The organism is Marinobacter sp. EhC06, assembly GCF_001650915.1.
GTDB lineage: Bacteria > Pseudomonadota > Gammaproteobacteria > Pseudomonadales > Oleiphilaceae > Marinobacter.
Genome location: NZ_LXYO01000023.1, coordinates 707,529 through 720,755, shown reverse-complemented (window position 1 = coordinate 720,755; position 13,227 = coordinate 707,529). Strand labels below are relative to the sequence as shown.

Below are 13,227 nucleotides of genomic sequence, written 5' to 3'. Positions count from 1 at the left end.
TTTTTATCCGGCCATTCATAATCTATAAATGAGCGGGGTTTATAGAAGAACCTTAAGGTTTGTGTTAAAAACCCCGTTTTAAAATAACGACAGTCGCTGAGCGCAAGGCAGTTGGACAATGGATGACAACTTCGAGAATTTGAAGATCATGGTGATCGACGACAGTAAAACCATACGTCGCACCGCAGAAACCCTTCTGAAAAAGGTCGGCTGTGAGGTCATCACCGCGACTGACGGCTTTGACGCTCTTGCCAAGATTGCCGATTCCCAGCCGGACATCATTTTTGTTGATATCATGATGCCCCGCCTGGACGGCTACCAGACCTGCGCACTTATCAAGAACAATTCCTCCTTCAAAAAGACGCCGGTTATCATGCTCTCCAGCAAGGACGGGCTGTTCGACAAGGCCAAAGGCCGTATCGTCGGCTCCGACCAGTATCTGACCAAACCGTTCAGTAAGGATGAGCTGCTCAATACCATCCGCCAATACGTTCCACAGGCGGAACAGTAAACCTGCTGACCCCAAGAACCATCGAGGAAACCATGGCCCGCATTCTGATTGTTGACGACTCCCCTACCGAGGTTAAGAAAATTTCCACGATCCTGGAAAAGCACCAGCACGAAGTGCTGACCGCCGACAACGGCGCAGACGGTGTTGCCAAGGCCCGTGCCGAAACCCCGGATCTGGTTCTGATGGATGTGGTTATGCCCGGCCTGAACGGCTTCCAGGCAACCCGCCAACTGACCCGTGCACCGGAAACCGCTTCCATCCCGGTGGTCATTGTAACCACCAAGGATCAGGAAACTGACCGCGTATGGGGTACCCGCCAGGGCGCCAAGGGTTACCTGGTCAAGCCGGTTAACGAAGACGACCTGATCAAAACAATCAACAGTCTGATTGCCTGATCCCCAACCGTGGAGTATGCATGTCCGCCCAGGCCGCCCCTTTTGCCGTTCTGACGGATATCGCCGCACGCAGCCGGTCACTGGCTGCCGGCCTGCCGGAACAACAGGAAGCCGTTGAACTGTGGAACGGCATCGGCTTCGTTCTCGCAGGTGAACGCTACGTTGCCCCCATGGGCGAAGTCACTGAAATCCTCCATGTCCCCCGGTTCACCCACATACCGGGGGTTCGCCCGTTCCTGCTTGGCGCCGCCAATGTCCGCGGCCGCCTCCTGCCCCTGGTTGATCTCGCCGGCTTTTTCGATATTCCCCGCTCTTCCCGAAGCCAGCGGGAGCGGCGAGTACTGGTGGTTGAACAGGGCGATATTTTCAGCGGGCTGGTGGTCGACAGTGTATTGGGCATGCAGTACTTCGCGACTGACAGTTTCAAGGATTCGCCCGAGGGCGTACCTGAAAACGTTCGACCGTTTGTCTCAGGCGGCTACGAACGCAACGAGGAAGTCTGGAAAGTGTTTTCGGCCGTCGACCTGCTCGAGGACGAACGATTTCTGGACGTCGCACAGTGGTAAGGGTGGTGACAATGGCAGGAACATCACCCTGACCGCCTGAAACCCGAAAAAACAAACTTGCCAATTTCTTGAAGAGGCCGGGAGCCAGAAAATGAAGAACAGAGCCGGAAGACTCAGTATGGGACAGGGAGGCAACAAGCTGGTTGCCGGCCTGATCGCCGCGCTGATCGCACTCACTATCCTGCTCGTTGTGGTGCTGTTCATTATCAACAAAGACAGCCAGAACGATCAGGAATACATCGCCAACACCGCCGAACTGAGGGTGCTCTCTCAGGAGATTGCGAAGAACGCGACCGAGGCTGCCGGCGGTACCGCCGAGGCCTTCAACCAGCTGCGCCGCTCCCGTGACGAATTCCAGCAGCTCTGGGCCAACGTAACCGAGGGTAATCCGGAAACCGGTCTGCCGCCGAGTGAACTGGCCCAGCAGAGTGGCGTTCAGGAAAACTGGAACACCGTGCGGGAAAACGCCGACAGCATCCTCTCTACTCAGGATGCGGTACTCGGCCTGCACGAGGTTGCCCGGACCCTGAACGAAACCATCCCGCAGTTGCAGGTTGAGTACGACGATATCGTACAGATCCTGCTCGACAACGACGCACCCGCCGAACAGATCGCACTGGCCCAGCGCCAGTCTCTGCTGGCGGAGCGGATTGTTCGCTCGGTCAACAACGTACTCTCCGGTGACGAAGACGCGGTTATTGCCGCCGACCGTTTCGGTCGTGACGCAAGCCTGTTCGGGCGAGTGCTCGAAGGCCAGCTGAACGGCAACCCGGCAATGGGTATCTCCCAGGTAAATGACGAAGACGCCATTTACGGCCTCGAAGCCGTCGATGAACTGTTCCAGTTCGTCTCCCAGAACGTAGACGCGATCCTTGAGGCCTCTCCCGACCTCTTCAAGGTTCGTACTGCTGCCAGCGACATCTTCCAGAATTCCGAGATCCTGCTTTCCGAACTCTCTGTGCTGGCCGAGAACTTCCGGACCCAGTCTGGCTCACGCCTGGTCAGCCCGACCCTGGCCTTTGCCATCCTGGCCGCCATGGTTGCCATTGTTGTGTTTATCGGTCTGGCCCTGTACCGCGAAGCCCAGGCCCGACTGGCCACTACGCAAGAGCAGAACGAGCAGAACCAGAACGCGATCCTGCGACTGCTGGACGAACTGGCCGACCTGGCTGATGGTGACCTGACCACGGAGGCCACGGTAACCGAGGACTTCACCGGTGCCATCGCGGACTCCATCAACTACGCGATCGACCAGATGCGCGGACTGGTACAGGCGATTCGTGGTACTGCCGTACGGGTAGCGTCAGCGGCTCAGGAAACCCAGGCCACTGCGATGCATCTTGCCGATGCTTCCGAGCACCAGGCCCAGGAAATCGCCGGCGCCTCCGCCGCGGTGAACGAGATGGCCGTGTCCATCGACCAAGTATCCTCGAACGCTGCCGAGTCCTCCGCGGTTGCGGAGCGGTCGGTTGCGATCGCGAAGAAAGGCGCGGAAGTGGTACAGAACACCATCCGCGGCATGGACAACATCCGTGAGCAGATCCAGGAAACTTCCAAACGGATCAAGCGTCTGGGTGAATCTTCCCAGGAAATCGGTGACATCGTATCCCTGATCAACGACATCGCCGACCAGACCAACATCCTGTCCCTGAACGCGGCGATCCAGGCCTCCATGGCCGGTGACGCGGGCCGGGGCTTCGCGGTTGTTGCGGACGAAGTACAGCGATTGGCGGAGCGTTCCTCCGCGGCCACCAAGCAGATTGAAGCGCTGGTTAAGACGATCCAGTCAGATACCAACGAAGCGGTTATCTCCATGGAACACACCACCGCCGAGGTGGTCCGTGGTGCCCGTCTGGCTCAGGACGCGGGTATCGCCCTCGAGGAAATCGAGAACGTATCCATGTCCCTGGCGGAACTGATCCAGAACATCTCCAACGCCGCACGTCAGCAGTCTTCGTCGGCCGCGCACATTTCCAACACCATGAACGTTATCCAGGAAATCACGTCCCAGACTTCCTCTGGTACCAATGCGACCGCGAAGTCCATCGGTAACCTGGCAGAAATGGCGTCCGAGCTGCGGTCTTCCGTTGCCGGCTTCACCTTGCCGGAAGAGGACGTGGCGGATCAGGAAGAAGAGGAAGACAGCGACGTTCCGGTGGTGGGCTGATTTCCGTTCCAGGGCTGTTGACGGTTTATGGCGCAAATGCATAACAACCTGTCACCTGCCGAGGGCATCTGGTCACTGCGCCGACTTCCGGATATGGACGAGGCGCAGTTCAGCCAGTGGCAAACCCTGCTGGAACACCGAACCGGCATAACTCTGTCCGCCGAGCGCCGTTCGTTTCTGGAAACGAATCTTGGCATTCGAATGCGGGAAATCGGGTGCAGCAGCTATCAGGCCTACTACGAAAAAATCGTATCCGGGCCCGATGCGATCAGAGAATGGTCAACGCTGGTGGATCGGCTCACGGTTCAGGAAACCCGGTTTTTCCGGGATCCCGACGCCTTCCGGCTGGTTTCCGACTATGTCCTGACCCGGCCACGGGAACAGCTGAAAAAGCGCCCCCTGGAGGCCTGGAGTGTTGGATGTTCCACCGGTGAAGAGCCTTATACCCTGGCCATGGTGCTGAATGAATGCATGAGCCAGCTGGCGTTGCAGCCGCTGTTTGGTGTCACCGGCTCTGACATCAGCAAGCCGGTGATCGAGAAAGCCCGGAACGGCCAGTTCAATCCCCGCAAACTGCTGGGAATGGACGAAGACATGAAATCCCGGTATTTCCGCCCGGCCGAGCGGAATACCGTAGAAATTGTGAACAGCATCCGTGACAGGGTGTGCTTTACCAGACTGAATGTCCTGGATCTTGATAAGGCACCCATGCACGGGATGAACATTATCTTCTGCCAGAATCTGCTGATTTATTTCCGTCGCTGGCGCCGGCGGGAAATTGTCAAGCGACTTGCAGAGCGGCTGGCGCCCGGGGGGTTGCTGGTTCTGGGCCAGGGAGAGCTGACCGACTGGCAGCCTCCCGGGTTACAGAGAGTCCCCTCGGAACATGTGCTGGCGTGGATCAAACGCCAGACTGACGAAGAATAACCGGAGTGGTTATGGGCAATCACCATGACAGCATCGCCCTCGACTGGGTTCGGGGAGAGATACAGGACACGCTGACCCAGGGTCAGCATGCACTGGAAGCGTATGTCGAGAATCGTGACGACACCGCGCGCCTGCGCTTCTGCCTGAATTATCTCCATCAGGTACACGGCACCTTGCAAATGGTCGAGCTCTACGGTGCAGCCCTGCTCACCGAGGAAATGGAAAAGCTCACCCAGGCCGTGCTCAACGAAACCGTTGCCAATATCGACGAAGCCGTTGAAGTCCTGATGCAGGCCATCCTGCAGCTGCCCCAGTACCTCGAGCATCTGGCCAGCAGCCAGGACGATTTTCCGATGGTGCTGCTGCCACTGCTGAACGACCTTCGGGCCGCCCGTGGCGAATCCCTGCTGTCTGATACCTCGTTGTTCAAACCGGACCTGGCCCCCTCACGCATCAGCGTGACCGGGAAGGTGTCCCAGCGTCTGCAAGACCCGACGGTTCTGGGCCACATCCGCAAGCTGCGGCAGATGTACCAGTTTGCTCTGGCCGGCGTCATCCGGGAAGCGGATCTCGATGCCCATTTCGAGTACATGCAGAAGGTGATTCAACGGCTGATCCGTCTGTGCCAGAAAACGCCCCGGGGCGAGCTCTGGAAAGCGGCCAGTGCGTTCGTGGAAACACTGCAGGCACACGTGAACCCGGTGAATGCGGCGGTGAAATCCCTGCTCAGGGAGCTGGACAGTGAAATCCGCCGACTGACTGACGAGCATGCGGATATCCTTCAGCAACCGGCACCGGAAGCGCTGCTTAAACACCTGCTTTACTATGTCGCCCGTGCCCGGGATCTGGATTCGCCCCAGGTCAGCGCCCTGCGGGATGCCTACCGTCTGAATCAGGCATTGCCTTCGGAAGACGACGTTGATGCCGCCCGACACCGAGTATCCGGTCCGGGTCGGGATGCCATTCATTCCGTTGTCGGCGCACTCAACGAAGAGCTGGCGAAACTCAAGGATCAGCTTGACCTGTTTGTTCGCTCAGAGCTGCGCCAGAACAGTGAGCTTGAGGACCTGCTGCCGGGTCTGCGCCAGGTAGCCAATACCCTGGCGGTGCTGGGGCTGGGCATACCGCGGAAAGTGGTTACCGAGCAGGTCGAACTGGTTGAAAAACTCAGCGCCCAGACCGAACAGGTCGATGATGGCACTCTGATGGACATCGCCGGCGCGCTGCTTTATGTCGAAGCCAGTCTCGCCGGCCTGGATAGTGAAGGACAGCAGGAGTCGTCCTCAGAAGAGGCCTCCGATGCCCCGGTGAACCTTGGCTCCAGGGAACTGGGCGAGGCCAGCGGCGCGCTGCTCCGGGAATCCCGGAACACCCTGGAACAGGTTAAATCCGCCATCGTGAATTTCATTGCCTCGCAATGGGATACCCGGGAAATTGAACACGTACCAGGCCTGCTGCACAGCATTCGCGGTGGCCTCAGCCTGATCCCGCTGGATCGGGTTGCCGGCATGCTGGCCTCGGCCGAACGCTACATTACCGATGTGCTGCTGGGCAGCAAACAGGTTCCGGACTGGAAGCAACTGGATATCCTGGCCGATGCGGTCACCAGCATCGAGTATTACCTCGAGCGCCTGGCCGACGGGATTGGCGAAAACGACTCGATTCTCAAGGTTGCGGAAGACAGTCTTTCATCTCTCGGTTTCCCGGTCGGGGCCGAACCCACCTGGACGGAAACCACCGCCGAGGACATACCCGTCGTTGAGCCGGTTGAAGAGCAACCGGATACCACCGCTACGGCCACCCCCGAAGAAACCAAGAGCTCGGATGCAGAGCTTCTGGACGATGAGATTCTCGGCATATTCGTTGAGGAAGCCGAGGAAGTTCTCGAAACCATCCATGAATTCTATCCCCGGCTGCGCCAGAATCACGATGACCGTGAAGCGCTGACCGAGGTCCGTCGTGCCTTCCACACGCTCAAGGGCAGCGGGCGACTTGTTGGCGCGACCAGTATTGGCGAGCTGGCATGGTCTGTGGAGAACCTGCTGAACCGCGTGATTGATCAGACCATTCGTCCCACCGACGACATGTTTACCCTGGTGGACGAGGTCAATGCCCGTATTCCTTCGCTGATCCGTGAATTCAAGGAAGGCCAGACCGCAGGCGACGTTGAAGCGCTCATCAGCCGCGCCGAAGCCATGGCGACGACCCGCCGTACTGATGATGAGGCCGCAGAGGCACCGGAAGTTCCCGAGGTCGAAGACACAGCGGTCGATGCACAAGAGGAAGCAAAGGAAGCAGGCTCACCCAGTGAGGAAAGAGATACCGCCGAGGCCGCATCTGGAGAATCCTTCGATGAAGACGACCTGATTGACGATGAAATACTCGAGATCTTCGTTGAAGAAGCCGGTGAGGTGCTGGACACCATTCGTGAATACCTGCCGATGCTTCTGCGCCAGCATGATGACCGCAGCGCCCTGTCGGAAGTTCGCCGTGCCTTCCACACACTGAAAGGCAGTGGCCGTATGGTTGGCGCGCTGGTAGTGGGTGAGCTGGCCTGGTCCGTGGAAAATATGCTGAACCGCGTCATCGACGGCAGTATTTTCATGAACGATGACATCGCCAGCCTGCTGGAGGATGTCACCGCCAATCTGCCAGCCCTGGTCGAGGATTTTGAAAAGCGCCGGGCGCCGTCGGTCGACACGTCCAATCTGGAAGCCCGTGCCAATGCCCTGGCCAACGGCGAGATTCCCGATGCCAGCATGATGCCCGCCGCCGAATCGGATGGCTCGGAAGCGATGGCCGAAGCCGAGACCGGCACCGCCGGCGCAGAGTCCGAGACCGCTGAAGAGGATGCGGTGGACCCGGTATTGCTGGACATTTTTGAAAGCGAAACTGAGACCCACCTGCAAACACTGAAGGACTTCCTCTCGGCCGCCGGTGACAAAACCACGGTTACCTACACCGATGATCTCTCCCGTGCCCTGCATACACTCAAAGGCAGCGCACATACAGCAGGCATCGGCCCGATCGCAGCCGTGATCACGCCGTTGGAGCGTTTCGTCAAGGAATCACGGGCCCAGAACAAGCGCGCCAACCGCGACGTGCTTTCGCTGATCGAATCCGCCTGCGATTTCCTGACCCAGGGCCTGGCCCAGATCCGTGAAAACCCGCAGGCGTCGCTGCCAGGCACCGAGGCATTCCTTGAAAAACTGGAACACCTGACGGATGAAACACTGCGCAGCCACAGTGAGGAAGCACCGCGCCAGCACCCAGAGCAGGCGCCGTCACAGCTGGTTCAGCTGTTCCTGAACGAAGGTCTCGATATTGTTCTTGATGCCGACCGGATCCTTGATCACTGGGCGGACAACCCCGGCGAAATGGAGTCGTTGAACCCGCTGCGTTCCGAGCTGGAGCAGCTGACCTCCGGCGCCTCCGAAGCCGGGCTCGGCGACGTCGCAGCGCTCTCGGGTGCACTGAAGGAAACCTATGACGAGGCCGCGAAGCACGACAAAGTGCCAGACGAGGCTTTCTTCGAGACCGTGCGGGCCGCTCATGAACAACTGATCAACATGATGGACCAGGTGGCGGCCGGGCTCGCCACAGAGTCGGGCGAAGACATGGTCGCCGCCCTTGAAGGGCTTAAACAGACTCAGACCCCGGAAAACCAGGAACCCGACGCTTTCGAGCAGGAATTCACCGGCGACCTTGAGGAGATCGATCTCAGCCTTGAGATGGACGAGACCGAGACGCCAGCCAGTGAGGAGCCCGCAACAACCGAGCAACCGCCGCTCCCGGAAACGGCCGAGTCCGATGACGAAATGGATGAGGAACTGGCGGAAATCTTCCTGGAAGAAGCCCGCGACCTCATCGATAGTACCGCCGAAGCACTCCAGAGCTGGAGCGAAGATACCGCCAACCTGGACATCCTGCGCCTGCTCCAGCGGGATCTGCATACCCTCAAGGGTGGCGCACGGCTGGCGGACATCCCGGCCGTAGGCGATCTCTCTCATGAACTGGAAAACCTGTTTGAGGGACTGACCGAGCAGCGGCTGTCGATCAACGATGAGCTGTCCGATCTGTTATTCCGCTGCCACGATCGTTTGGCAGGCATGGTCGAAAATCTGGAGGCCAAGGAGCCGCCACGCCCTGCTCCGGATCTCATTGGCGAAATTCAGGCTTACATGGACAACGCCACCGGCACCCGGCCGGTCACCAACGTAGCCAGTCAGGACGAAGAGCCCGAAGCGGAAGCAGGTACTGGAGAACAGGTCCCGCTCCCGGACGTGGACGAGCCGGAAGAGGCCGACCTTGCCGAAGCCGATGAGGCCGGCGAATCAGAAGACGGTGTCGCCGACCTCTCCCACCTGGATCCGGAACTGGTCGGCATCTTCCTGGAAGAAGCCTACGATCTGATCAACTCCACCGGCAGTGCACTGCACACCTGGACGGAAGATCCTTCGGACCGGAGCATTGCCGCCGAACTGCAACGGGATGTCCACACTCTCAAGGGTGGCGCCCGGATGGCCGGCGTTGAAGCCATTGGCGACCTGACCCATGTGCTGGAAGACCTGTTCGAGAAGGTTGCGGAAGGTCAGCTGGAAGCCAGCGACTCCATGAATGACCTGCTGTTTGCCTGCCATGACAGGCTGGCGCAGATGGTTGAGCAAGTGGCCACCCAGAAGCCTTGCCCGCCGGCCGATGAACTGGTCGCCCGCGTCCAGTCCATCCTGCGGGGCGAGGCGATGCCCTCAGACGCCCGTGAGGAAGAACCGGCAGAGGCTGAAAAAGCTGTGTCTGCGGCCGAGGAAGCACCAGAAACCAGCAGCCTCAGTGAGACTCTGACGCAGGCCAGCGATGACGATCTTATTGGCATCTTCCTGGACGAAGGCCTGGAAATCTACGACGCCATCAGCGAGTGCCTGGATCAGTGGCGTGACGAACCGGAAGAACTTACCGGCCTGACCCAGCTTCAGCAGGAACTGCACACCCTCAAGGGTGGTGCACGGCTTTCTGACGTCGACCCGATTGCCAACCTGGCAGAGGCCTGGTCAGACGCCCTGGATCCGCTGATTTCCGGCTCCAATAACCAGAAAACTCTGCTCAGCCTCAGCGATCGGGCACTAGGCAGCCTCAAGACCATGCTCAACAGCCTGGAAGATGGCAGCAAACCCGAACCGGATACCGGGCTTATTGAAGACTTCCAGGCAGCCCACGAGGTTGCCGCCGAAGAGACCGCAGCCCCCCGTGAAGAATCGGAACAGGAAGCGATCGATCCGGAAGTGCTGGAAATCTTCCTGGAGGAAGCCGGCGAGATCATGGATCAGCTCGAGCAGCTGCTTGATGACTGGCGCAAGGAGCCGGCAAACCACAACTTCAACCAGGAAGCCCAGCGGGCATTGCATACCCTCAAGGGCGGCGCCCGTCTGTCCCAGCTCACACAGCTCGGCGACAAGGCCCACGCCTTTGAAACCCGGTTGATTGATCTGGGCGGCAATGCCCCGGACGAATCACAGTGGCAGGCCATTACCGAAGATCACGACGCCATCATTGCCCTGGTTGCCGATATCCGTAAGGGCTATGAGTCGGGAGTGGGCGTGCCAGCGCCAAGCGCCGAACAGCCAGCGCCAGCCCCGGCCGCGCCGGAACCGAAAAAGGCCGAAGAGCCAACACTGCCAGCGAAGGCGGAAAAACCGGTCGCACCGGCACCCAAGCCCGGGAAATCGCCGGCAAAGGCGCGTAAACAGGCGGCCGAAGCCCAGCGGGCGGCCCAGGAAACCATCCGGGTATCCGCACCGCTACTGGATGAGCTGGTCAACCTGGCCGGTGAAACCAGTATTACCCGTGGCCGGCTTGAGCAACAGACCAGTGATTTTGGCCATACCCTCGATGAAATGGCCGCCACTATCGAACGTCTGCGTGAGCAGCTGCGCCGGATGGAAATCGAAACCGAAGCGCAGATCCTGTTCAGTGCCGAGAAAGAGCACGGTCCGGATTACGGCGACGACTTCGACCCGCTGGAGATGGACCGTTACTCGTCCATCCAGCAGCTCTCCCGGGCCCTGACCGAGTCCTCCTCGGACCTTGCGGACCTGCGGGAAACCCTGTCTGACCGGGTACGGGACACTGAAACCCTGCTGGTACAGCAGTCGCGGATCAACACGGAACTCCAGGAAGGTCTGATGAAGACCCGGATGATTCCGTTCGCCTCCATGGTGCCGCGCCTGCGCCGGATCGTCCGTCAGATCAGCGGCGAGCTGGGCAAGAAAGTGGACTTCGATGTCCGCAACGCCGAAGGCGAGATGGACCGGAACATCCTCGAGCGTATGATCGCGCCCCTGGAACACATGCTCAGGAACGCCCTGGACCACGGCATCGAAAGCCCGGCCGATCGTAAGCAAGCCGGGAAGCCGGAAACCGGCGAAGTTACGCTGTCACTGACGCGGGAGGGCGGCGACGTGGTGCTGCGCATGATCGACGATGGCGCCGGCATTCCCTCTTCGGTGATCCGTGACAAGGCCATCCGTCAGGGCATGCTGCGGGAAGATGAGGATCTGTCTGAACGGGAAATCCTCCAGTTTATCCTGCAACCCGGCTTCTCCACCGCTCAGCAGGTAACCCAGATTTCCGGCCGTGGCGTCGGCATGGACGTAGTTGCCAGTGAAATCAAGCAGCTCGGCGGCAGCCTGGATATAGATTCCGCCGTTGGCCGCGGGACGACCTTCACCGTGCGCCTGCCGTTCACGGTTTCCGTGAACCGGGCCCTGATGGTGTCCACCGGCGAGGACTTCTACGCCATCCCGCTGAACACCATTGAGGGCATTGTCCGGGTCAGCACCTACGAGCTCGAGGAATACTACAAGCCGGATGCGCCGCTGTACGAATATGCCGGCCAGGAATACCGGCTCCAGTACCTGGGCAGCCTGCTGAACAGTGACCACCATCCGAAGCTGCAGGGCCAGGCCCTGCCGCTGCCGGTGATCCTGGTGCGCGGTGCCGAGCAGCCCATGGCCCTGCAGGTGGACAACCTGATGGGCAGCCGGGAAATTGTTGTTAAATCCCTTGGCCCGCAATTCAGTTCGGTCCGGGGTGTTTCCGGTGCCACCATTCTGGGTGATGGTAACGTGGTGGTGATTCTCGATCTGCCGGCCATGATCCGTTCCGACATTCTGTCCGAGCGTCAGCGCCTGGCCAATCTCGAGAAGGCCCGCGAGTCGGCGCGTTACGAGGAACAGGCCACCGTGGTCATGGTGGTGGACGACTCGGTCACGGTACGGAAGGTTACCTCACGACTGCTGGAGCGTAACGGCATGGAAGTCATCACCGCGAAAGACGGCCTGGATGCGGTCGCACAGCTTCAGGACCACAAACCGGACATTATCCTGCTGGATATCGAGATGCCGCGGATGGATGGTTTCGAAGTTGCCAGCTTTGTACGCCACGACGATAACCTGCGGGAAACTCCGATCTGCATGATCACCTCCCGGACCGGCGAAAAACACCGCGAACGTGCGCTGGCCATTGGTGTCAACGAGTATCTCGGCAAGCCGTTCCAGGAAACCGAGCTGCTTGAGACCATTGAGCGGCTGACCGGAAGACAGTGATGGCCGGCCAGTGCGGCCGGCCAAAGGTCGGGATCGTGTCGGACGTGGTCCTGCAGCGTCATCGGCTGCAGGCTGCCACATCCAAGTTTGGTCTCGAGGTGCGTTTCTCCGGGGATCCGGACCGGTTGCTGGGCTATCCGGAGTTTCCCGATGCCAGCCTCTGGCTGGTCACCCTCGAGGACGAGGCCGATCACCCGTTACTGTTCGATCACCTGCTTGAAAACACGGAAGCACCGGTGCTGTTCGGGCTGGATGAAGCCCCCAAGCCCGGAAGCACCGAGTACTTTCGCTGGGAAAGACGGCTGCTGGGCAAGCTGGAGCAGCAACTGGGGCATCTGGAAGAGCTGGATTCCGAAGCCACGCTGGCACAGCTGGAACAGGATACGCCGGCGGCGACACCATCACCGGACCTGCCTCACTGGATTCCCCCGGCTGTTCCCGGATCGGTGGCCGAGGAAGTCTGGATCCTGGGCGCCTCATTGGGTGGCCCGGCAGCGGTAAAGACGTTCCTGGATCACCTGCCTCCGAATCTGCCCGTAGGCTTTATCTATGCCCAACACATTGATGGCAACTTTACCGAGGTTCTTACCCGGGTGCTGGGGCGCCACGCCCACTACCAGCTCAAGCGAGCGGAAGAAGGGTACCGGGTCAAGAATGGTGATGTTGTGCTGATGCCGGTAGAGCACGAGTGGAAGTTCGGCGAACAGGGCACCCTGACGGAAACCAGCAAAGCCTGGCCGGGTCCCTATGGGCCCTCTATTGATCAGGTTTTGCTGAATGTCGCTGATCATTACGGCCAGCGCTGCCATGCTATTCTTTTTTCCGGCATGGGCAATGATGGCGCTATTGCGGCGCCTCTGCTGAAAGCTTACGGTAGCCGGATCTGGGTGCAGGAGAGCACAAGCTGCGGCAACAGCTCCATGCCGGAATCCGTAGCCGCCACCGGTTGCGCCGGTTTTTGTGGTACCCCGGAGCAGCTGGCCCGGGAACTGGTAAAAACCATTGAAGAATCCTGCCTGCTCAAGAGCCGGCAGAAACGGGACTCCGCCTGAGGTAACAA

7 protein-coding genes are annotated in these 13,227 nt (G+C 59.7%); all 7 read left to right on the top strand.

Annotated elements, in window-relative coordinates; genetic code table 11:
• Positions 1–118 precede the first annotated feature (118 nt).
• Positions 119–511, top strand: a complete 393-nt coding sequence (pilG, locus tag A8B84_RS13160) for a twitching motility response regulator PilG (protein ID WP_008175635.1) — start codon at positions 119–121, stop codon at positions 509–511.
• A 32-nt stretch (positions 512–543) separates the two neighbouring features.
• A complete protein-coding gene (pilH, locus tag A8B84_RS13155) occupies positions 544–906 on the top strand; it encodes a twitching motility response regulator PilH (RefSeq protein ID WP_008939836.1) in 363 nt (120 codons plus the stop codon).
• 20 nt (positions 907–926) lie between these two features.
• On the top strand, positions 927–1,472 hold the full coding sequence (locus A8B84_RS13150) for a chemotaxis protein CheW (protein WP_064229600.1): 546 nt from the start codon (positions 927–929) through the stop codon (positions 1,470–1,472).
• A gap of 91 nt (positions 1,473–1,563) precedes the next feature.
• Positions 1,564–3,639 carry a methyl-accepting chemotaxis protein gene (locus A8B84_RS13145; protein ID WP_064229599.1) on the top strand — a complete coding sequence of 692 codons (2,076 nt, stop codon included), beginning with the start codon at positions 1,564–1,566 and terminating at the stop codon, positions 3,637–3,639.
• Positions 3,640–3,666: 27 nt separating this feature from the next.
• Positions 3,667–4,566, top strand: coding sequence for a CheR family methyltransferase (locus A8B84_RS13140; RefSeq protein WP_064229598.1), 900 nt, complete (start codon positions 3,667–3,669; stop codon positions 4,564–4,566).
• Between the two features lie 11 nt (positions 4,567–4,577).
• The gene (locus tag A8B84_RS13135; RefSeq protein ID WP_064229597.1) at positions 4,578–12,167 is read left to right on the top strand and encodes an Hpt domain-containing protein; all 7,590 of its coding nucleotides are present in this window, start codon (positions 4,578–4,580) and stop codon (positions 12,165–12,167) included.
• Positions 12,167–13,219, top strand: coding sequence for a chemotaxis protein CheB (locus A8B84_RS13130; RefSeq protein WP_064229596.1), 1,053 nt, complete (start codon positions 12,167–12,169; stop codon positions 13,217–13,219). The genes A8B84_RS13135 and A8B84_RS13130 overlap by 1 nt, the downstream gene beginning before the upstream one ends.
• Positions 13,220–13,227: the final 8 nt, after the last annotated feature.